A 19,900-nucleotide genomic window follows, 5' to 3' on the forward strand; every position below is an offset into this window, starting at 1 on the left:
CCCGCCGGTGGTTTTCCGGGCGTTCTCCGGGAAAGTTCCCCCATACGACCTAATTCGGGGCCGTACGGGGGCACGGGATTTACGGCACGCCGGTCCCGGCCGTCACAGGCGGGGGTCGACCGGCTCCGATTCCAGGGCGAGCACCGCGAAGACCGCCTCGTGCACCCGCCACAGCGGCTCCCCCGCCGCCAGCCGGTCCAGCGCCTCCAGCCCCAGCGCGTACTCGCGCAGGGCGAGCGAGCGCTTGTGGCCGAGGTGGCGGTGGCGCAGCTGCTCCAACTGCTCCGGCCGCGTGTACTCCGGGCCGTAGATGATCCGCAGGTACTCGCGCCCGCGCACCTTGACGCCCGGCTGGACCAGGCGGCCCCTGCCGTCCCGGGCGTAGGCCTGGAGCGGCTTGACGACCATGCCCTCGCCGCCGGCCGCCGTGAGCTCCAGCCACCAGTCGGTGGCGGCGCGCACGGAGGCCTCGTCGGCGGTGTCCACCAGGATCCGGCGGGTGCGGCGCAGCAGGCCGGTGCCGGCCTGCCGGCCGGGGTCGTCGGCCTCGACGAGCCGGTCCAGCCAGAACAGCTGCTCGTCGTGCGGTACGGCGGCCAGCGAGCGGCCGGCGGCCGCGAGCAGCTGGAAGGGCGCGAAGCGCACGCCGTCCAGCCCGTCGGTGCTCCAGCAGTAGCGCCGGTAGGCGTCGGTGAAGCGCGCGGCGTCGGCGGCCCGCTCGCGCTGGCGGGAGAGCAGCCCGGCCGTGTCGACGCCGCGGCCGGCCGCCGACTCCAGGGCGGCGACGGCGTCCGGGAAGACGGCGCGGGAGGCCGCGCCCACGGCGGCGTACTGGTTGCGCAGCAGACCGGTGGACTTCAGCGACCACGGCAGCAGTTCTCCGTCGAGCAGCAGCCAGTCGGTGGCCAGTTCCTCCCACAGGCCGGCCTCGGTGACCGCCGAGCGGATCCGGGTGAGGACCTCCTCGGTGACCTCCGGATCGGTGAAGAAGGGACGGCCCGTGCGGGTGTAGACCGATCCGGTCGGGCCCTCGACGCCGAACCGCTCGCGGGCCGCGGCCGGGTCCTTGCAGACCAGGACCGTCGCCCGGGAGCCCATGTGCTTCTCCTCGCAGACCACCTGGGCGATGCCGTCCTTGCGGTACTGGGCGAAGGCCTCGGCCGGGTGCTCCAGCCAGCCCTCCAGCGCCGAGGTCGCCACGGGCGCCATGGTCGGCGGCAGGTACGGCACCAGCCGCGGGTCCGCGGCGAAGCGGCTCATGACCTCCAGGGCGGCCGCCGCGTTCTCCTCGCGCACGGTGACGTTGCCCAGGTGCCGGGTCTCCACGATCCGGCGCCCGTGCACGTCGGCCAGGTCCAGCGGGCGTGGCTCGCGGGACTGCGGCGCCGGGGCGAGCGGCCGTACGGGCTCGTACCAGACCTTCTCGGCCGGCACGTCGACCAGTTCGCGCTCGGGCCAGCGCAGGGCGGTCATCCGGCCGCCGAAGACGGCGCCGGTGTCCAGGCAGATGGTGTTGTTGACCCAGGACGTGTCCGGGACCGGGGTGTGGCCGTAGACCACGGCCGCCTTGCCTCGGTACTCCTCCGCCCACGGGTAGCGCACGGGCAGGCCGAACTCGTCCGTCTCGCCGGTGGTGTCCCCGTACAGGGCGTGCGAGCGGACCCGGCCGGAGGTGCGGCCGTGGTACTTCTCGGGCAGACCGGCGTGGCAGACCACCAGCCTGCCGCCGTCCAGCACGTAGTGGCTGACGAGGCCGCGGATGAACTCCCGCACCTCCTGGACGAACTCCTCCGGCTCCCGCTCCAGCTGCTCGATCGTCTCGGCGAGGCCGTGGGTGCGCTGGACCTTGGCGCCCTTGAGGTAACGGCCGAGCTTGTTCTCGTGGTTCCCCGGCACGCACAGGGCGTGGCCGGCCTTGACCATGCCTATGACCCGGCGCAGGACGCCCGGGCTGTCGGGGCCCCGGTCGACGAGGTCGCCGACGAAGACCGCGGTGCGGCCGGCGGGGTGGACGCCGTCCTCGTAGCCGAGCTTGGCGAGCAGGGCCTCCAGTTCCGAGGAGCACCCGTGGATGTCGCCGATGATGTCGAAGGGGCCGGTGAGGTGGGTGAGGTCGTTGAAGCGCTTCTCCCGTATGACCTCGGCGGCTTCGACCTCCTCGACGGTGCGCAGGACGTGCACCTTGCGGAAGCCCTCGCGCTCCAGGCCCCGCAGGGAGCGCCGCAGGTCGCGCCGGTGGCGCTGGATGACCGCGCGCGGCAGCCCGGACCGGTCGGGGCGGCCCGCGTTGCGCTCGGCGCAGACCTCTTCGGGCAGGTCGAGGACGATCGCGATGGGCAGGACGTCGTGCTCGCGGGCGAGCCGGACCAGCCGGCGGCGGGCCTCCTGCTGGACGCTGGTGGCGTCGATGACCGTGAGGCGGCCCGCGGCGAGACGCTTCCCCGCGATGTAGTGCAGGACGTCGAAGGCATCCTTGCTGGCGCCCTGGTCGTTCTCGTCGTCGGAGACCAGGCCCCGGCAGTGGTCGGAGGAGAGGACCTCGGTGGGTCTGAAGTGCTTGCGGGCGAAGGTGGACTTGCCCGATCCGGTGGCCCCGATCAGGACGACGAGGGACAGGTCGGTGACGGGAAGTACGCGCTTGCTCTCGGGGGTGGTCATGCTGCCTCGCCCTCCTTCGGGGTGTCGGTGGTGTGGGTGGTGGCTGGGGTGCCTGGGGTGGCTGTGGTGTCGGTGACACGGGTGAACACGGCCATCTGGGTGGGCGGTCCGACCTCGGGGTCGTCGTCGCCGACGGGCACGAAGGCGACCTCGTACCCGTGGCGGGCGGCCACGGAGCCGGCCCAGCCGCGGAACTCCTCGCGGGTCCACTCGAAGCGGTGGTCGCCGTGCCGGACGTGTCCGGCGGGCAGGGTCTCCCAGCGGACGTTGTACTCGACGTTCGGGGTGGTGACGAGGACCGTGCGGGGGCGGGCCGCGCCGAACACCGCGTACTCCAGCCCCGGCAGCCGCGCCGGGTCCAGGTGCTCGATGACCTCGCTGAGCACGGCCGCGTCGTAGCCGGCCAGCCGCTTGTCGGTGTAGGCGAGGGAGCCCTGGAACAGCGTCACGCGCGCGCTCTGCCGCTCCCCCATCCGCTCCGGTCGCAACCGCCGGGCCGCGATGGACAGGGCCCGCATGGACACGTCCATGCCGACGATCTCGGTGTACGCGGGGTCCTTGAGCAGTGCCTGCACCAACTGCCCCTGGCCGCAGCCGAGGTCCAGCACGCGCCGGGCGCCGGCGGCCTGCAGCGCGGCGAGGACCGCCTCGCGGCGCTGCACGGCGAGCGGTACCGGCCGCTCCTCGGTGTCGCGGCCCTCGTCGACCGCGTTGTCGAGCTCCTCGACCTCGCTGCCGTCGGCTTCGGCGAGCCGGACCAGCTCCAGGCGCTCCAGGGCGTCGCGGGTGAGCCGCTTGTGGCGGGCCAGGTAGCGGGAGGTGATCAGCCCGTTCTCCGGGTGCGCGGCCAGCCAGCCGTCTCCGGCGCGCAGCAGCTTGTCCACCTCGTCGGGGGCCACCCAGTAGTGCTTGGCGTCGTCGAGGACGGGCAGCAGGACGTAGAGCTGGCGCAGCGCGTCGGCGAGCCGCAGCTCCCCCTCCAGGGTGAGCCGCACGTACCGGGAGTCGCCCCACTCGGGGAACTGCTCGTCCAGCGGTACGGGTTCGGCCTCTACGAGGTTCCAGCCGAGCGGACCGAACAGCCTTCGCACCAGCTCCGCGCCGCCGCGCGCGGGCAGCACCGGGATCTCGATCCGCAGGGGACGGGCCTGCCCGGGCAGTTCCGGCCGGGCGGTGCACTGCCCGCCCAGGGCGCTGCGGAAGACGGCGCTGAGGGCGACGGCGAGGAGCGAGGAGGCGGCGTACGGGCGGTCGTTGACGTACTGCGCGAGCGCGGCGTCGGGAGCCCCGCCCCGGCCCTTGCCCTGCCCCCGCCGCACGAGGGCGACCGGGTCCACCTCCAGCAGCAGCGCAGCCGTGCACCGCTCGGCGGTGGCCTCGGGATAGAACACGTGGGCCGTGCCGTGGGAGGTGGTGAACGCCTGCGCCTTCTCGGGATGCTTGTGCAGCAGGAAGCCCAGGTCGGTGGCCGGGCGCTCGGCGCTGCCGGTGGTGGAGATCGTCAGGAACATGCAGCTCAGCATGACCGTCGACGGATCCTGGGGCCAACGGATTTACCCCGTCGCCGCCCGGCCCGTCAGGCCGCCGTCCGGCGCCCGGGATCCCGATGCGGGCAAGTGCCCGCCGCCGTGCCCACGGCGCTGTACCGTCCGCGGAACGACGTCGTTCGACCGCGTCCCCGTGCCCAGGAGGGCCTCCCCCGGGTACCCGCCGCAGCCCTACCCTCCCCTGCCCGTGCCCGCGGGCGGCAGATGCCCGGCGAGTGCGGCGATGTGGGGTGGGCCGATGCGGCAGCAGCCGCCGATGAGACGGGCACCCGTGTGCTGCCAGGCCGTCGTGGGCCAGGGGGCCGGGTCGGGCGGGGGCTCCCAGGTCTGCGTGGTGGCGTCCCAGACGGAGCCGTCGTTGGGGTAGGCCAGCAGAGGTTTGGCCGTCACCGACGCGGCGGCCTCCAGGGCGGGCAGGACGTCAGCGGGGTCGCAGCAGTTGACGCCGAGCGCGATGATCTGCGGGGCGTCGGCGGCGAGGGCGAACGCCTCGGCCAGCGGCCGTCCGGAGCGGGTGCGGGGGCCGGCCACCGTATAGCTCAGCCAGGCGGGCGCACCGGTCTCGGCGAGGACGGTGAGCAGCGCCTCGGCCTCGTCGGGGTCGGGGAGGGTCTCCAGGGCCAGGACGTCCGGATCCGCGGCGAGCAGGGCCTCGACGCGGGGGCGGTGGAAGTCCGCCAGTTCCCGCACGCTCAGGCCGTACCGGCCGCGGTACTCGGAGCCGTCCGCGAGCACCGCCCCGTACGGGCCGACGGAGGCGGCCACCCACACCTCGTGGTCCGCCGCCTGCGCCGCCCGGTCCGCGAGGGCGACGCTGCGGTGCAGCAGGGCGGTGGTCGCGGCCCGGTCGAGGCCGTGGGCGGCGAAGGCCTCGTACCCGACCTGGTAGCTCGCGGTGATCAGCACCTCGGCGCCGGCCTGCGCGTACGCGGTGTGGGCGGCCTCCACCTGGTCGGGCCGCTCGGCGAGCACCCGGCCCGACCAGAGGCCGCCGGACAGGTCGCATCCCTGGTCGGTGAGCTGGTTGCTCAGGCCGCCGTCCAGGAGCACGGCCCGGTGGGCGAGGGCTTCGGCGAGGGGGCCGGATGCTCGGGACATCGGTTTCCCCGCCTCCTCAGCCGAGCTGGGACAGCACCTGGGCCGAGATCAGCTCCAGGTGGTCCAGGTCGTCGAGATGGAGCAGTTGAAGGTAGACGCGGGAGCAGCCGATGGCCTCGTAGGCGCCGATCTTCTCGACGACCTGCGCGGGGGAGCCGGCCAGGCCGTTGGCCTTGAGCTCGTCCACGTCCCGGCCGATGGCGGCGGCCCGGCGGGCCACCTCGGCGTCGTCCTTGCCGACGCACGCGACGAGGGCGTTGGAGTAGACGAGCTCGCCGGGCTTGCGCCCGGCCTCCTCGGCCGCCCGGCGGACCCGGTCGAACTGCCGCGCACTGTCGGCGACCGACGCGAACGGCATGTTGAACTCGTCGGCGTAGCGGGCGGCGAGGCGCGGGGTGCGCTTGGCGCCGTGGCCGCCGATGAGCACGGGCACCTTGGCCTGGGCGGGCTTGGGCAGGGCCGGGGAGTTCTCCAGGCGGTAGTGGGTGCCGACGTAGTCGAAGGCGGCGCCGGGAGCGGTCGCCCACAGCCCGGTGACGATGGCCAGCTGCTCCTCCAGCCTGGCCATCCGATCGGCCGGGAAGGGGATGCCGTAGGCCTTGTGCTCGTCCTCGAACCAGCCTGCGCCCAGCCCCAGTTCGACGCGGCCGCCGGACATCTGGTCGACCTGTGCCACCTGGATGGCGAGCACGCCGGGCAGCCGGAAGGTACCGGCCGTCATGAGCGTGCCGAGCCGGATCCGGCGCGTCTCGCGGGCGAGGCCGGCGAGGGTGATCCAGGCGTCGGTGGGGCCGGGCAGACCGTCCGCGGAACCCATCCGGAGGTAGTGGTCGGAGCGGAAGAAGGCGTCGAATCCGAGGTCCTCGGTGGCCTTGGCCACGGCCAGGAGCGTGTCATAGCTCGCGCCCTGCTGGGGCTCGGTGAAGATACGGAGATCCATGCTCCCATCCTGCCTCTGCGACCCCTGCAGGGTGAATCTGCGTCAACGCGGCGGCCCGCCCCCGGCCCCGCCAGTGACCGGCCCGGATGGGGATCGTTGGCTCGGACGGAGCCGGACCGCCCGGCCCGCGCGCCGGCGGCCCCTCGCCGGTGCGTCCACCGCCCCCTTCCGCTCCGGAAGGGCCAGGGCCGAGGAGGCCGCCATGTCCCACGAGTCCGTGCCCGAGCACGCTGGACAGACCGGACAGGCAGCACACGACCACCTACTCCAGGAGTCGGCCCCCGGGGCGGCCGCGGCCGCCCCGGGCGGCGCGCCGAAGGGCCTGCTGCAGCAGATGGAAGAGCTGATGGCCGCGCTGAACGCCGACCTGTCGCAGCTCGACGCCGACCTCCAGTCCTCCCAGGCCTCCCAAGCCTCCCAGCCCTCCGCGGACCGCACCCCGGACACGTCCACGATCCCGGGCGGCCCTGCGCCCGAGAGCGAGCGCCCCACGTACCGGTCGCTGTGACCGCGCGGGTCCCGTCGCGCGCGACGGGACCCCGTCGCCCCCGCGTCGTGCGCGGGACGTGATCCCGCGGCTCCCCGTCTTACGCGGGACGTGATCCCGCGGTTCCCGTCAGGCCACTCCGGATGCGGACCCCCGTTCCCGGACGGCCAGCCGGCGCAGGATCGCCCGGACCCGGTCGCTCGACTCGTCGGCCGCGTCGATGGACTCCATGCACTGCCAGTACAGGCCCTCGTCGTCCGTCCCGCAGGCCACCCCGACCAGGGCTATCCCCACTTCGCCCAGCAGCACCTGGAGCCCGAGCAGCGCCTGCCGGACATCCGCCACCTCCGTGAGCTGCGCGGCTCTCGGCGGATAGTCGGGCGCACTGCCCTCTCCGCGCACGGCGGCTCTGTCGAGCACGCCGCAGCCTCTGCCTCCCGCTTCACCCAGTCCCCGTGCCTCCGCTCTCAACTCCGGCGGCCCGGTGACCGCCAGCCAGCCGCCTATCCCCTGCGCGAGTGCCTGGGTCTGCCACGCCTCGCCCACGATGTCCATCGCCGCCCCGCTCTGTGCCAGCGCGTGCCGGCCGGCCGCGATGAGCCGTACCGCATCCATATGCCGTCCCCCGTCCGCACGACATCCGCCGTTCCCTCCACTACCCAGAGTGAGGGCAATGCGCCAGTAAAGCCAGGGGTATTCGGAAATCTCTGGACACAAACATGGTTGGGGATGACGCTATCACTCCGAAGAGTGACGATTCGAGGTCGGAGTCTCCGCAACCGGGAAGCGGAGCTCGTTCCTTTCGATCTTCGCGGCGAGCGCATCCAGCACATCCACCCCGAGAACCTCACAGAATTGCAGCAGATACGCGAGCACATCGGCCACCTCATCGGCCACGCGATGGGCGGATTCCGGCTTCTCCATGACCTTCGCCGACTGCTCCGGGGTCAGCCACTGGAAGATTTCGACCAGTTCGGCCGCCTCGACGCTCAGTGCCACCGCCAGGTTCTTGGGCGTGTGGTACGGCTGCCAGCCGCGGGCCGCCGCGAACTCGGCCAGGCGCCGCTGGAGTTGGTGCAGCCGCTCGACCGGCTCCGGCGCACCCGAGTGCGGCTCCCCGGCGGCCGGTACGGCGTCTTCGTCATGCGTGTCGCTCATGTCCCAGGTCTACCACCGTCACCCCCGCGATCCCGCGCGCGGTGTCGGCACACGCCTCGCCCACCGCCGCGACCAACCGGATGTGGCCGCGCCCGCAGGCCAGCTGGGCGAGGCGCAGCAGTTCGGCGCTCTGGCGCCGGTCCAGTGCGCGGTCGAAGCCGTCGGCGAGGACCGTCAGCGCCTGGCGGGCCGCGAGCAGTTCGGCGGCCGGGTCCACGGCCAGCACCCCGGGGCCGGTCAGCAGGACGAGCGCCAGCGCGAGGAAGCGCAGCTCGCCCGCGCCGAGCCGGCCCAGTTCGGTGGCGGGCCGGGCGGGACCGCGGTCGAGCAGGGCCTTGACCGGGCCGTTCACGGGAGCCCGTACGTCCAGGCCCCGCACCGGGCCCGCGCAGCCGGTCTGCGCCGCCCCGGCCAGCATGGCGTGGCGGGTGCCGCATTCGTGGCGGGTCCGGCGCAGCACGTCGGCCAGGTTGGCGCAGTCGCGCAGCAGCCGGCCCTCTCCCTGCGGGACGGGGGCGCGCATCCGCTCGGGGCTCGGGTCGCAGGGGAACACCGAGCGCAGCGCGACCACCACCTGCTCGGCGGCGGCGAGGACCTGGCGCTGCCCGGCCGTGGCCCCGGCCACGCGCAGCGGCAGCAGGGCGGTCCCGAGCCGGTCGTCGGGCAGCGGGGCGCGGGTGACGCCGGTGCTGCCGCCGGTCAGCCAGGCGGCTTGGACGGAGCTTCGGCCGGGGTCGCGCAGGGCGGTGCTGAGGAGGACCTGCCCGCCGCCCGAGAGCCGTTCACCGACGATCCGCAGGACGGGTTCGGCCTGTACGGCGAGGTCCAGGCGCACCGGCCCGGCGGGCCCCTCCACCGTGCAGCCGATCCGGAACCCGCGCCGCCCCTCCTCGTCGGGGAGGGCCCGCTCGGGGATGCATGCCGAGGCGTCGGGGAACGCCTCCTCCAGGACGGCGCCGGAGGCGAGCGCGGAGAGGGCCTCGTAGGCGGCCAGCGCCTGGGACTTTCCGCTGCCGCTCGGCCCGGTGAAGAAGGTGACGGGCCCGAGCGCGAAGCGGGCGGCCCGGTGCGAGGCGAAGGCCGAGAGCCGCAACTCGGTGACGGCAGGCCGCTGATGACCCCCCTGCACGGGCACCACAAGCCCCACCCCGGACGCGGCCACCGCGGAGTCGGGCACGGCGGCGCGGGCCGACGCACCTGCGGGCGCCGCGACGGCGCCGGGCCCGGCGGCAGGCTCCGCAACTGCGGCAGGCACGCCGCCGAGGGCCGCGCCTCCGCCGGGCGCGGCGGCGTGAGCCGCAACTCCGCCAGGAGCGAGCGCTGCAGCCGCGGGGGCGCCAGGCGCGCCCGCGGGGGGTGCGACTTCGGGAGGCTCGGCTGCGCACACCGCACTGTCGCCAGGCTCCGCCGCGGGTGCCGCGTCGGCGGCGGGCACGGTTGCGGGGGGCGCAACAACGCCGGGTGGGGCTGCGGGGGAAACGACGGCATCGGCCGCGACGCCGTCGGGCGTGGCTGTTCGGGGTTCGGGTAAGTGCGTGTGCGTGGGGGGATTCATGCGGCGGACGGTACGGGCCGTCGGACCCTGCGCGGGTCCGGCGAACCGTTCCGTCGCCATGAGCTTCCTACGATCGGGGGACGGCCGCCGCCGCGATGCCCTCGACCTCGGTCCCGACCGGCGCGAGCAGGAAGACGTTCCGGTCGACGCGGTGCATTCCGCTGCCCAGCCCGAAGACCACACCGCTGCTGAAGTCCAGGATGCGCTTGGCCACTTCGCTGTCCGCGCCGGTGAGGTCGAGCAGCACCGGGATCTGCGCGATCAGGTACTCGGCCACCTCCCGCGCGTCGGCGAAGACCTGGACCCGGATCACGACGAAGCGCCGCTGTTCCGCCGCGGACGCCCCCGGGGCGGCGGGGATGGTCCGGTGGTCCACCCGGGAGGGCCACTCGTTGCGACTGCGCAGGGGGACCACCTGCGCGAGCCCCTCCCACTGTTCGTCCGTGACGTCGTACCTGCTCACCGGGCCGCCTCGGCCGTGCGCTTCATGTGCATCCCGCCATCTTCTCGCGTTTCACCCGTTCAGCCCAACAGCGACACGAGAGACGCGAGGTTCCCCCCGGAGACGGGATGGATTAGGTCGTACCTAACTACGACCGGCCCCCCGGACGAGGAGAGATCCGCATGCGCATGCCCGGTGCCCCCGACGCCTCCGCGACACCCGCCGCCGACCTCCGCCCCACCCCCGCCGAGCGGATCCGGTCGGTCCTGGCCGCCGCCCACTCCATGACCGTCGTCACCGACGGCCTGCGCACCGAGGTGCGCCACCTCGACGGCACCGCCCCGCTGAGCCGCCTCCACCTCCACCCGGCGGTGCCCGGCGCCGCCGGCGAGCAGCGCCCCGCCGTGCGGCTGGAGTTCACCGATCTCGTCCCCACCCCCGCGCGGGACCGGGTGCGCGCCCGCGTGACGATCCTCGGCCGCCTGCTCACCCCCCACGCCGAAGCCGCCGCCCCCGGCACCTCCGACGAAGGCTCCCCCGCCACCTGCATGGAATTCGCCCAGGCCGTCCTGGAGACCCCCGACGGCCGCTCGTACACCGGCCTCGACGAGCTCGACGCGTCCCGGCCCGACCCGCTGGCCCCGCACGAGGCCGGGATGCTCACCCACCTCCTCGCCGACCACGCCGAACTGGTCACCCTCCTGCTGCGCCTGGTCCCCCCGCGCCCCGACGCCCCCGCCCTGGTGCGCGCGCTGCCCGTCGCCCTCGACCGGTACGGGATCACCCTGCGCCTGGAGCACCGCAGCGGCCACCGCGACGTACGCCTGCCGTTCCCCTCCCCGCTGGACGACGTCGAGCAGTCCGGCGCCCAGATGCACGCCCTGTTCAGCGCGGCCCGGCGCCGCTCGCACCGCAACAGCCTGCCCGCCTGAGGAAGGCCTGCGGGAAGGCCGGCGGAGTGCCCGAGGAATAGGCGCCCCCTCGCACGCCGTTGGGGTGATCATGAAGGCCATCGCATACACCGCATACGGAACTCCCCCGGCTCTGGAACTCGTTGACGCACCCCGGCCCAAGGTGGGCCCCGGCGAGGTGCTCGTCCGCGTCAAGGCGGCCGGTGTCAACCCGGTGGACTGGAAGATCGCCGCCGGATTCGTCGATCCGCTCTTCGAAGTGCGCTACCCCGTCATACCCGGCTGGGACGTCGCCGGCGTCGTCGAGGCGGTCGGCCCGGACACCTTCGACCACGCCGTGGGCGACGAGGTGTTCGGCTACGTCCGCAAGGAGTGGGTGGAACTCGGTACGTACGCCGAGCTGGTTTCCGCCCCCGTGCGCACACTCGCCCGCAAGCCGCGCACCCTCGGCTTCGAGGAGGCCGCGGGCATCCCGCTGGCGGGGCTGACCGCCTACCAGTCCCTGACCCGCGTCGGCGCCGGAGCCGGAGAGACCGTCGTCATCCACTCCGCGGCGGGCGGCACCGGATCCCTCGGCGTGCAGATCGCCGTCGCCCTCGGGGCGCGCGTCATCGGAACGGCCGGCGCCCACAACCACGACTTCCTGCGCGGCCTCGGCGCGGAACCGGTCCTGTACGGCGAGGGCATGGCGGACCGGATCCGCGCCCTGGCCCCCGAAGGCATCGACGCCGGCCTGGACTTCTACGGCGACGGCGGCGTCGAGGTCCTCCAGTCGCTGGTCAAGGAGCGCAGCCGGGTCGTGTCGATCGCCGACCCCGAGGCCGCCGCCAAGGGGGCGCACCAGCTGTGGGTCCGCCCGGACAGCGCCGACCTGGCCTTCCTGGCCGACCTCGCCGACCGGGGCGCGCTCACCGTCCACGTGGAGCACGCGCTGCCGCTCGCCGAAGCCGCCAAGGCCTGGGAGCTGAGCGCCGCGGGCCGCACCCGCGGGAAGATCGTGCTCACCGTGTGAGCGCCGGCCGGCCAGGGTGCTGCCGCAATCCGCCGTCCCGGGGCCACCCGGGCCGGCGGGCCGGCGGGCCGGTACGCCCGTACGAGAGGAGCGGCGGCCCCGCACCCGCCCCGGCGACCCGGCCGGCCTCGGGGGCCGCCACCTACGACGAGTACGTCACACCGCCTCCTTCGCGTACCGGTTCGCCGGGCGCGGCAGACCGTAGTTCTCGCGCAGGGTGGCCCCGGTGTACTCGGTGCGGAACAGGCCCCGGCGCTGGAGGATCGGGACGACGTGGTCGACGAAGTCGGTGAGGCCGGCGGGCAGGACGGGCGCCATGATGTTGAAGCCGTCGGCGGCGCCCCCGGTGAACCACTCCTCCAGCTGGTCGGCGATCTGCTCGGGGGTCCCGGCGAAGACCCGGTGGCCGCGGCCGGCGCCGAGGCGGGCGATCAGTTCGCGCAGCGTGAGCCCGTCGCGGCGGGCGAGCTCGGCGACGAGGGTGAAGCGGCTCTTGTTGCCGTTGATGTCCCGTTCCTCCGGGAGTTCGGGCAGCGGGCCGTCGAGGGGGAGGCCGGTGAGGTCGGTGCCGAGCATGCCGGAGAGCTGGGCGAGACCGTACTCCGGCACCTGGAGGTCGGTGAGCTGCTGCTCCAGGGCCTTCGCCTCGGCCTCGGTGGAGCCGATGACCGGCGCGATCCCGGGCAGCACGAGCAGGTCGTCCTCGCTGCGGCCGTACTTGGCCAGGCGGGACTTGAGGTCCTTGTAGAAGGTCTGCCCGTCGGCGAGGGTCTGCTGTGCGGTGAAGACCGCCTCGGCGTACTGGGCCGCGAACTCCTTGCCGTCCTCGGAGGAGCCGGCCTGTACGAGGAGGGGGTGGCCCTGCGGGGAGCGGGGCACGTTCAGCGGGCCGGCGACGCCGAAGTACTCCCCGCGGTGGGCGGCGGGGTGCAGCTTGTCGGTGTCGGCGTAGATGCCGCGCTCCTTGTCGAGGACGATCGCGTCGTCCTCCCAGCTGTCCCAGAGCTTGGTCGCGACGTCGAGGAACTCGCGGGCGCGGTCGTAGCGCAGACCGTGCTCCAGGTGCTCCTCCCGGCCGAAGTTGCGGGCTTCGTCGACGGTGCCGGAGGTGACGACGTTCCAGCCGGCACGGCCGCCGCTGATGTGGTCGAGTGAGGCGAACTTGCGGGCGAGGTGGAACGGCTCGTTGAAGGTGGTGGAGACGGTGGCGATGAGCCCGATGTGCTCGGTGACGGCGGCGATGGCGGACAGCAGGGTGAGCGGCTCGAAGCCGCCGAGGGCGTTGTAGCGGGCCTTGCCCCAGAGGGCGAGCCCGTCGGCGAAGAAGATGGAGTCGAGCCGTCCGCGCTCGGCGGTCTGCGCCAGCTCCTGGAAGTACCTCAGGTCGGTGACCCGCTCGGGGCTGCTCGCGGGGTGGCGCCAGGCGGCGTCGTGGTGGCCGGCGTTCATGAGGAAGGCGTTGAGGTGGAGGGTCCGGGTCGTCATGTCTCGTCCTCGGGTCGGGGTCTGGCGCGGGGGCGCTCCGCGGGGTGGGTGGGTGTGGGGCGGCTGCGGGCCGCCGGGCCCCTCGTACGGGCCGTACGGGCGTACGGCAGTCGGGGGGCGTGGGAAGGCCTCCGGCCGCCGGCGCGCCCTGGCGGCAGGGCGCGCCGGGTCGGCTCAGGCGGGGACGCGCCAGAGGCTGAGGCGGCGTTCTACCGTGACCAGGAGCTGGTTGAAGGCCACGCCGATCGCGGAGATCGTGATGATGCCGGCGTACATCTGGGGGATGGCGAAGTTGAACTGCGAGGCGTTGACCAGGTAGCCGAGGCCCGCCTTGGCGCCGATCATCTCGGCGGCCACGAGGACCAGGATCGAGACGGCACCGGCCAGTCGGATGCCGGTGAAGATCGCCGGGACGGACGCCGGGAGGATCACCTTCTGGAAGAGCCGCGGGGTGGAGAGGTCCATGGAGCGGGCCAGTTTCACCAGCGTGGGGTCGGCGTTGCCGACGGCGCTGATGGTGTTCAGCAGGATCGGCCAGACGCAGGCGTAGACGACGATGGAGACCTTCGAGGTCTCGCCGATGCCGAGCAGCAGCACGAACACCGGCAGCAGTGCGAGGGCCGCCGTGTTGCGGAACACCTCCAGCAGCGGGCCGAGGAACGCCGCCACCGGGCGGTACCAGCCGATCAGCAGGCCGAGCGGGACGGCGAGGACCACGGCGATGCCGAAGCCGCCGAAGGAGCGGGCGAGGCTGGCCCGGGCGTGCTCGCCGAGTTGCCCGTCGATCAGCAGTTCCCACCAGGCCTTGGCGACCTCGCTGACGGGCGGGAGGAAGGTGGCGTCGACGAGCCCGAGCCGGGGCGCCGCTTCCCACAGCAGGAGCAGGGCGAGGAGGGCGGCGGAGCGCAGGGCGGCGGAGCGCAGCCACCGCACGGCCGCCCCCGCGGTCCGCGCAGCCGGCCCGCGCACCGGCTCGGGCGCGGTCGCCGCGGTCTCCCGTACGGCCGGCTCGCCGCGCCGGGGCGGGGTACGGCGTACGACACCGGCCTGCGCTGCCGGTGCGGCCGGGACCGGCGCCGGAGCCGAAGCCGGCGCCGTGGTGGCGGCCGGGGTGTGGGTTTCGGTGCTCATGCGGTGACCTGCTCCTTCTCCAGTTGCCGGGCACGCGCCACCTCGTCGTGGAGCAGGGTCCAGATCTCGTGCCGGTAGCGGGCGAACTCCGGGGTGGAACGCACGTCCTCGCCCCGGGCTCCGAGCGCGACGGGGACCACCTCCTTGACCCGGCCGGGGCGGGAGGTGATGACGGCCACCCGCTGCCCCAGGTACACGGCTTCCTCGATGCCGTGCGTGATGAAGACGATCGTCTTGCCGGTGCGCTGCCAGATGCGGAGCAGCTCGTCCTGCAGGGACTCCCGGGTCTGGGCGTCCAGCGCCGCGAACGGTTCGTCCATGAGCAGCACGTCCGGGTCGTAGGCCAGCGAGCGGGCGATCGCGACCCGCTGGCGCATGCCGCCGGAGAGTTCGTGCGGGTGGCGGTCCTCGAAGCCGGTGAGGCCGACGAGGTCCAGGAACTCCCGGGCCCGCGCACTGCGTTCACGGCGCGGTACGCCCGTGGCCTCCAGGCCGAATTCGACGTTGCCGAGCGCGGTCCGCCAGGGCAGCAGCGCGTACTGCTGGAAGACGACGCCCCGGTCCAGCCCGGGCCCGGTCACCGGTCTGCCGTCGAGCAGGATCCGGCCGGAGGTCGGCCCGGTCAGGCCGCCGAGCAGGTCGAGCAGGGTGGATTTCCCGCAGCCGCTGGGCCCCACGACCACCACGAACTCGCCCGCCTCGATCTCCAGGTCGATGCCGTCGAGTGCGGTGAACTCCGCCCCGCCCTTGCCCCTGCCTCTGCCTCTGCCCTTGTCCTTGGTCGGGAAGGTCTTCGTCACCGACTCGAACACGATCTTCGCCATCGCCGGTCAGCCCTTTCCGTAGCCGTTGAACGCGTTGGTGTAGAGGTCCGCCGCCTTCAGCCGGCCGGCCTTGAGCTCGCCGCGCTCGGTGAGCCAGTCGATCCAAAGCTGGAACTCCTTGTCCTCGATCCGGCCGCCCGTCTCGGCGACCCCGTACGAGCGCCAGTACTGGAGGGTGGACGTGTCCTCGTTGCGTCCGCGCTTCTTGATGATCTCGGTCATACGGGCGATGACCTGCTCGCGCGGGGTGGTGCGGGACCACTCGATGGCCTTGGCCACGCCGGTGGTGAAGGTCCGTACGGTGTCCGGGTTCTCCTTGATGAAGCGCTCGGTCATCACGTACGTGCCGGCGCTGAACCTGCCGAGGAGGTCGAAGTCGCTGAACAGCGGGCGGATCCCGCCGGTGGCCAGGGCCTTGTCGCGCAGGACGCCGCCCAGCACGCCCACCTCGATCTGCTTCTGACGCAGCGCCTGCTCGGTGTTGACGGGCGGTACGACCAGGGCCTCGACCTTGGCCGCGTCGGCCTTCGACAGGCCGTTGCGCTTGAGGTAGATGTCGAGCAGGGCCTGGGAGTGGGCGCCCAGGGTGTTCATGCCGACCTTCTTGTCGATCAGGTCGCGGGCCGAGCGGATCGGGCTGTCCTCCAGGACGTAGTAGCCGCTGTACGCCGACTCGTCGACGCCGTAGTAGGAGAGGACGGCCTTGATCGGGGCCTTGCTCGCGGCGAGTTTGACGACCGCGCCGTTGAAGGCCCCGCCGAAGTGGATCTGGCCGGTGGCGGCGGACTGGATGTCCTGGGGGCCGCTGATGGTGTTGCCCACCCAGTCCAGGGTGAGGTTCCCGAGGAGGCCGAGATCGGCGGCGAGCTCGGGCAGGGTCACCTGGCCCACCCAGCCCTGGTACTTGAGGGTGGTGACCTGGCGGCCCGAGCCGCCGGTGGCGGTGGCCGTGCCGCAGCTCACCGCGGCCGCCGAGATGCCGAGCAGGGCGAGGAACTGGCGTCGGGAGGTGGAGGTCGGGACGAGTGCTGCGGACATGGCGGTTCCTTGGAGGTGTCGTCAGGGGGCGGTCGTGAGGGCGCCGCGGTGGACGGCGGGGACGGGAGCGGGGACCGGAGCGGGCGCGGGGGCGTGGGCCCGGACGGCCTCGGCGAACTCGTCGACGGCCTGGAAGAGGTCGAGTTCGGCCTCGGGCCGCAGCCGGTCGGGGCCGTTCCCGCGCTCGACGGCCGAGTCCAGGACGAACCGGCCGGCGGTGACGTGCCGGGCGCCGAGGGCGGCGAGCACGGGGCGCAGGGCGTAGTCGAGGGTCAGGACATGGGCGAGGCTGCCGCCCGTGGCGACCGGAAGCACCGTCTTGCCGGCCAGCCCGTCCTGCGGGAGCAGGTCGAGGAAGGCTTTGAGCAGGCCGGTGTACGAGGCCTTGTAGACCGGGGTCGCCACGACGATCCCGTCGGCTTCGGCGACGGCTTCCAGGGCCCGGCGGATCTCGGGCGCGCCCCGGCGGCCGGCGAGCAGATCGGCGGCGGGGAGCTGCCGTAGAGCCAGGTGGGCGGTGTCGAACCCGGCATGGGAGAGGCGGTGCAGCACGTGGTCGGCGACGACCGCGGTGCGGGAGTGGAGGGAGGGGCTGCCGGAGAGGGCGAGCAGGGTGCGCACGGGGGCTCCTTCGTAGGGAGGGACGGGACGCTTTCGGATCAGGCGCCGGTGGAAGCGCTGGTGGAAGCGCCGGAGGGGATCCCGAAGGACGGGTCCGGGACGGCCTCGGGGCTGATCAGCCGGGACGGCACCCCGTCGGGGCCGACCGGGACGTCGCCGTCGACGGTGACGCGGCGCAGGGTGCGCTCGTGGTCGTCGGAGTCGTCGACCCCGTAGTGCTGGGTGGCGCGGTTGTCCCAGATCGCGACGTCGCCGGCCCGCCACTGCCGGCGGACGGTGTTCTCGGGGCTTTCGATGTGCGCCTGGAAGAGGTCCTGGAGGATGCGGGAGTCGCGGCCGGTGAGTCCGGCGATGCGCTGCACGAAGTTGCCGAGGAGCAAGGTGCGTTCACCGGTCTCGGGGTGGACGCGGACGACCGGGTGCTCGGTGAGGAACTTCGTGGAGGTGAACACCTCCCGGTACTGGGCGAGGGCCTCGGGGAGCGCGTCGGGCCGGAGGGCGGCGTAGTCGTACTCGTTGGAGTGGACGGCGCGCAGGCTGTCGGCGAGGGCGCGCAGCGGTTCGGGCAGGTTGGCGTAGGCGGTGGCGGTGTTGGCCCAGAGGGTGTTGCCGCCGTACGGCGGGATGGTGACGGCGCGCAGCACGGAGAAGGCGGGATAGGCGGGGACGAAAGTGACGTCGGTGTGCCACTGGTTGGCGCGGGCGCCGTGGTGGGAGTCGATGCCGAGGGCGTAGCGGCCGTCGGCGGAGGGCACGGTGGGGTGGGCGACGGGCGTGCCGAGGAGTTGGGCGAAGGCCTCGTGCGAGGTCTCGTCGAGGTGCTCCTGGCCGCGGAAGAAGACGACCTTGTGGGCGAGGAGGGCGGCGCGGATCTCGGCGACGGTCTCGGGGGCGAGCTCGCCGCCGAGCCGGACTCCCTCGATCTCGGCGCCGATACGGCCGCCGATACGGGTGACGGTGAGCTGCCGGGTGGCGGTGGTCATGATGACTCCCTGGTTTATTTCCGCAGCGGAAGAAATGCGGATGCGCAGAGGTGCGGCGCGGACGGGTGGCGGCGGAACGGGTGGCGGACGGTCCCGGCGGAAGGGCCCTACGGCCGGCTACGGGTGCCGGAAGGCTGCGGACGGCCGGCGGCCGACCGCCGGCGGCAGCCGACGGAACGGCGCAGGACGGCGGCAGAAGGATCGCGGCGGGCCGGCGGCGGCGGACGGCCCGGGACCGGGCCGGCGCGTGCAGGAAGGGGCAGGCGCTCAGGCGCGGCGCGGGGCCGGACAGCGGCCCGGACACGAACCCGGCGCCGTACAGGGGCCGGGGGTGTGGAGCCGCGGGAGGAAGAGCTCGGTCGCGGACATGGCTCGGAGCCTGTCAGCGCCCCGCACCCTGGTCAACCCCCGCGGGATGCCCGGCTGCGAGGCCTCCGACCTGACCCCCGCAACCTGCGTGAGCTGGGTTTTCCTTGTCGTCACCACGCTGCCGACAGCCGCGTGACGGCCGAAAACCGTGGCCGGATTTCATGTCCCCGCAACGCCCTTGGCATGCGCCGTTGCCGGGACCCGTGGTGCGGAGCCCGCGCGGGGGCGGCAGCGGGGCGCGGGGGCCGGGGGCGGTGTAATACGTAGGGCGCCGGCACCGGACCGGGGGCGCGACTCCTGAATCCCTGCGACCCACTCTCCGCCGGACCACGGGCCCGGCTGGAACGCCACGCCCCCGAGTCCCCAAGTCCCAGAGCCCCCAGCCCCCGAGCCCCAGAACCCCCGAGCCCCCGAGCCCCCGAGCCCCCGAGCAGGAGCCAGCCCGTGACCCGCATCGCCGGTGACAGCCGCGCCGACGCCAATGCCGCCGCCGTGCTGCGGACCGTGCTCACCCACGGCCCCGTCGCCCGCAGTGGCATCGCGCGGATCTGCGGCCTGAGCCCCGCCGCGGTGTCACGGCAGGCGACCGGTCTGCTCGCCGGCGGCCTGCTGCGCGAACTGCCCGACCCGCCGGGCGCCGGCACCGGCACGGCCGGCCGGCCCCTCGTCCCCCTGGACCTGAACACGGGCGCCGTCTCCGGTCCCGTGGCAGCAGGCCTGCACATCGGCGTGCCCGCCTCCACGTTCAGCCTCGTCGACCTCCGCGGCGCGATCCTCGCCCGCCGCAGGCTGCCCCATGCGGACCTCCACCCCGACACCCTCCTTCCTGCTCTCGCCTCCAGACTCGGGGCCTTCCTTGCGGAGTTCGCGAACGGCCGCCCCCTCCTCGGGCTCGGGGCGGCCCTCGGCGGCTGGGTCCGCCCCCACGACGGGGTGGTGGTCCGGCACGCCGCGCTGGGCTGGCACGACGTGCCCCTCGCCGCCGAGCTCGCCGACCGGCTCCGGCTGGCCGTCCGGGTCGACAACCACGCCCGCGCCGTCGCCCACGCCGAGATGCTCTTCGGCCGCCCCGAGGCCCGCAGCAGCCTGGTGCACCTCTTCATCGGCAATGTCGTCGACGCCGCCTTCGGCATCGAGGGCACGGTGCACCAGGGCCCGGGCGCGGCCGCCGGCGACGTGGCCCACCTGCCCGTCCCGGGATCGCGGACCCCCTGCCCGTGCGGGCGTACCGGCTGCCTCCAGGCGGCTGCCTCCGACACCGCGCTCGGCGCCGAAGCCGTGCGCCGCGGCATCGTGCCCGAACCTTCCGTCCCGCTGCTCGTCGACGCCGCGGCCACCGGCGACCCGCGCGCCGACCGCCTGCTGCGCGAGCGCGCCCGCGCCGTGGGCCGGGCCGCGGCCCTGCTCCTGGACGTGTTCAACCCGGCGGTCATGGTCGTCTCGGAACTGTCGAGCGTGCTCCACGAGGGCTACCTGGAAGAGATCCGCCAGGCGGCCGCCACCCAGGAGGGCCGGATCGTCTCCCCGCACGCGGGACCCGCCGTGCTCCCGGTGGCCGCCGCGGCCGTGCTGCTCGATCCGCTCTTCCGTGCCCCCACCCATCTCAATTGAGAGGGCGAGATCACATCCGGTCACGCTAGT

18 protein-coding genes are annotated in these 19,900 nt (G+C 73.8%); 4 read left to right on the forward strand and 14 right to left on the reverse strand.

Annotated features, from left to right (window positions below; all coding sequences use genetic code 11):
* Window positions 1-102: 102 nt before the first annotated feature.
* The 4 genes from AB0B01_RS07625 to AB0B01_RS07640 form a co-directional block, all read right to left on the reverse strand.
* Window positions 103-2,658, reverse strand: coding sequence for a polynucleotide kinase-phosphatase (locus AB0B01_RS07625; protein WP_361713930.1), 2,556 nt, complete (start codon window positions 2,656-2,658; stop codon window positions 103-105).
* On the reverse strand, window positions 2,655-4,169 hold the full coding sequence (locus tag AB0B01_RS07630) for a 3' terminal RNA ribose 2'-O-methyltransferase Hen1 (RefSeq protein ID WP_361713931.1): 1,515 nt from the start codon (window positions 4,167-4,169) through the stop codon (window positions 2,655-2,657). Before AB0B01_RS07630 ends, AB0B01_RS07625 begins: the two co-directional genes overlap by 4 nt.
* A 207-nt stretch (window positions 4,170-4,376) precedes the next feature.
* The gene (mmuM, locus tag AB0B01_RS07635) at window positions 4,377-5,303 is read right to left on the reverse strand and encodes a homocysteine S-methyltransferase (RefSeq protein ID WP_361713933.1); all 927 of its coding nucleotides are present in this window, start codon (window positions 5,301-5,303) and stop codon (window positions 4,377-4,379) included.
* Between the two features lie 16 nt (window positions 5,304-5,319).
* Complete coding sequence (locus tag AB0B01_RS07640; RefSeq protein WP_361713935.1) at window positions 5,320-6,243, reverse strand: LLM class F420-dependent oxidoreductase; 924 nt, start codon at window positions 6,241-6,243, stop codon at window positions 5,320-5,322.
* Window positions 6,244-6,565: 322 nt separating this feature from the next.
* On the opposite strand from AB0B01_RS07640, the gene AB0B01_RS07645 reads away from it, so the two are divergent.
* Entirely contained in the window at window positions 6,566-6,751 is a 186-nt protein-coding gene (locus AB0B01_RS07645; protein ID WP_361714123.1) for a hypothetical protein, read from the forward strand.
* A 108-nt stretch (window positions 6,752-6,859) separates the two neighbouring features.
* Here the strand turns inward: AB0B01_RS07645 and AB0B01_RS07650 are convergent, their stop codons facing one another.
* The 4 genes from AB0B01_RS07650 to AB0B01_RS07665 form a co-directional block, all read right to left on the reverse strand.
* On the reverse strand, window positions 6,860-7,345 hold the full coding sequence (locus tag AB0B01_RS07650) for a DUF6099 family protein (RefSeq protein WP_361713937.1): 486 nt from the start codon (window positions 7,343-7,345) through the stop codon (window positions 6,860-6,862).
* Window positions 7,346-7,468: 123 nt separating this feature from the next.
* On the reverse strand, window positions 7,469-7,888 hold the full coding sequence (locus AB0B01_RS07655) for a nucleotide pyrophosphohydrolase (RefSeq protein ID WP_361713939.1): 420 nt from the start codon (window positions 7,886-7,888) through the stop codon (window positions 7,469-7,471).
* A complete protein-coding gene (locus AB0B01_RS07660; RefSeq protein ID WP_361714126.1) occupies window positions 7,872-9,050 on the reverse strand; it encodes an ATP-binding protein in 1,179 nt (392 codons plus the stop codon). The genes AB0B01_RS07655 and AB0B01_RS07660 overlap by 17 nt, the downstream gene beginning before the upstream one ends.
* A 460-nt stretch (window positions 9,051-9,510) precedes the next feature.
* Window positions 9,511-9,906: a cell division protein SepF gene (locus AB0B01_RS07665; RefSeq protein WP_356847217.1), complete on the reverse strand. Its 396-nt coding sequence runs from the start codon at window positions 9,904-9,906 to the stop codon at window positions 9,511-9,513.
* A 161-nt stretch (window positions 9,907-10,067) separates the two neighbouring features.
* Here AB0B01_RS07665 and AB0B01_RS07670 point away from each other — a divergent pair, with 161 nt between their 5' ends.
* Window positions 10,068-10,817, forward strand: a complete 750-nt coding sequence (locus AB0B01_RS07670; RefSeq protein WP_361713941.1) for a DUF2470 domain-containing protein — start codon at window positions 10,068-10,070, stop codon at window positions 10,815-10,817.
* Window positions 10,818-10,887: 70 nt separating this feature from the next.
* Window positions 10,888-11,808, forward strand: a complete 921-nt coding sequence (locus AB0B01_RS07675; RefSeq protein WP_361713943.1) for an NADP-dependent oxidoreductase — start codon at window positions 10,888-10,890, stop codon at window positions 11,806-11,808.
* A gap of 156 nt (window positions 11,809-11,964) precedes the next feature.
* On the opposite strand, the gene AB0B01_RS07680 is transcribed toward AB0B01_RS07675, so the two are convergent.
* From AB0B01_RS07680 to AB0B01_RS07705, 6 genes are all read right to left on the reverse strand, one after another.
* On the reverse strand, window positions 11,965-13,293 hold the full coding sequence (locus AB0B01_RS07680; protein WP_361713945.1) for an LLM class flavin-dependent oxidoreductase: 1,329 nt from the start codon (window positions 13,291-13,293) through the stop codon (window positions 11,965-11,967).
* 174 nt (window positions 13,294-13,467) lie between these two features.
* Window positions 13,468-14,424, reverse strand: coding sequence for an ABC transporter permease (locus tag AB0B01_RS07685; RefSeq protein ID WP_361713946.1), 957 nt, complete (start codon window positions 14,422-14,424; stop codon window positions 13,468-13,470).
* On the reverse strand, window positions 14,421-15,248 hold the full coding sequence (locus AB0B01_RS07690) for an ABC transporter ATP-binding protein (RefSeq protein ID WP_361713947.1): 828 nt from the start codon (window positions 15,246-15,248) through the stop codon (window positions 14,421-14,423). Before AB0B01_RS07690 ends, AB0B01_RS07685 begins: the two co-directional genes overlap by 4 nt.
* A 6-nt stretch (window positions 15,249-15,254) precedes the next feature.
* Window positions 15,255-16,286, reverse strand: a complete 1,032-nt coding sequence (locus AB0B01_RS07695) for an ABC transporter substrate-binding protein (protein WP_361713949.1) — start codon at window positions 16,284-16,286, stop codon at window positions 15,255-15,257.
* 21 nt (window positions 16,287-16,307) lie between these two features.
* Window positions 16,308-16,907, reverse strand: a complete 600-nt coding sequence (gene ssuE / locus AB0B01_RS07700) for an NADPH-dependent FMN reductase (protein WP_361713951.1) — start codon at window positions 16,905-16,907, stop codon at window positions 16,308-16,310.
* Window positions 16,908-16,945: 38 nt separating this feature from the next.
* Window positions 16,946-17,890 carry a TauD/TfdA family dioxygenase gene (locus AB0B01_RS07705; RefSeq protein ID WP_361713953.1) on the reverse strand — a complete coding sequence of 315 codons (945 nt, stop codon included), beginning with the start codon at window positions 17,888-17,890 and terminating at the stop codon, window positions 16,946-16,948.
* An 813-nt stretch (window positions 17,891-18,703) separates the two neighbouring features.
* Here AB0B01_RS07705 and AB0B01_RS07710 point away from each other — a divergent pair.
* A complete protein-coding gene (locus tag AB0B01_RS07710; RefSeq protein WP_361713955.1) occupies window positions 18,704-19,870 on the forward strand; it encodes an ROK family transcriptional regulator in 1,167 nt (388 codons plus the stop codon).
* Window positions 19,871-19,900: the final 30 nt, after the last annotated feature.

Source organism: Streptomyces sp. NPDC044571 (genome assembly GCF_040647115.1).
Classification (GTDB): domain Bacteria; phylum Actinomycetota; class Actinomycetes; order Streptomycetales; family Streptomycetaceae; genus Streptomyces.

Bases quoted from the DNA above. Each gene is read 5' to 3' on its own strand.
- AB0B01_RS07685 (WP_361713946.1), bottom strand. From the start codon at position 14,424: ATGAGCACCGAAACCCACACCCCGGCCGCCACCACGGCGCCGGCTTCG.
- AB0B01_RS07695 (WP_361713949.1), bottom strand. From the start codon at position 16,286: ATGTCCGCAGCACTCGTCCCGACCTCCACCTCCCGACGCCAGTTCCTC.
- AB0B01_RS07675 (WP_361713943.1), top strand. From the start codon at position 10,888: ATGAAGGCCATCGCATACACCGCATACGGAACTCCCCCGGCTCTGGAA.
- AB0B01_RS07670 (WP_361713941.1), top strand. From the start codon at position 10,068: ATGCGCATGCCCGGTGCCCCCGACGCCTCCGCGACACCCGCCGCCGAC.
- AB0B01_RS07680 (WP_361713945.1), bottom strand. From the start codon at position 13,293: ATGACGACCCGGACCCTCCACCTCAACGCCTTCCTCATGAACGCCGGC.
- AB0B01_RS07630 (WP_361713931.1), bottom strand. From the start codon at position 4,169: ATGTTCCTGACGATCTCCACCACCGGCAGCGCCGAGCGCCCGGCCACC.
- AB0B01_RS07650 (WP_361713937.1), bottom strand. From the start codon at position 7,345: ATGGATGCGGTACGGCTCATCGCGGCCGGCCGGCACGCGCTGGCACAG.
- AB0B01_RS07625 (WP_361713930.1), bottom strand. From the start codon at position 2,658: ATGACCACCCCCGAGAGCAAGCGCGTACTTCCCGTCACCGACCTGTCC.
- AB0B01_RS07690 (WP_361713947.1), bottom strand. From the start codon at position 15,248: ATGGCGAAGATCGTGTTCGAGTCGGTGACGAAGACCTTCCCGACCAAG.
- AB0B01_RS07705 (WP_361713953.1), bottom strand. From the start codon at position 17,890: ATGACCACCGCCACCCGGCAGCTCACCGTCACCCGTATCGGCGGCCGT.
- AB0B01_RS07640 (WP_361713935.1), bottom strand. From the start codon at position 6,243: ATGGATCTCCGTATCTTCACCGAGCCCCAGCAGGGCGCGAGCTATGAC.
- AB0B01_RS07655 (WP_361713939.1), bottom strand. From the start codon at position 7,888: ATGAGCGACACGCATGACGAAGACGCCGTACCGGCCGCCGGGGAGCCG.
- mmuM (WP_361713933.1), bottom strand. From the start codon at position 5,303: ATGTCCCGAGCATCCGGCCCCCTCGCCGAAGCCCTCGCCCACCGGGCC.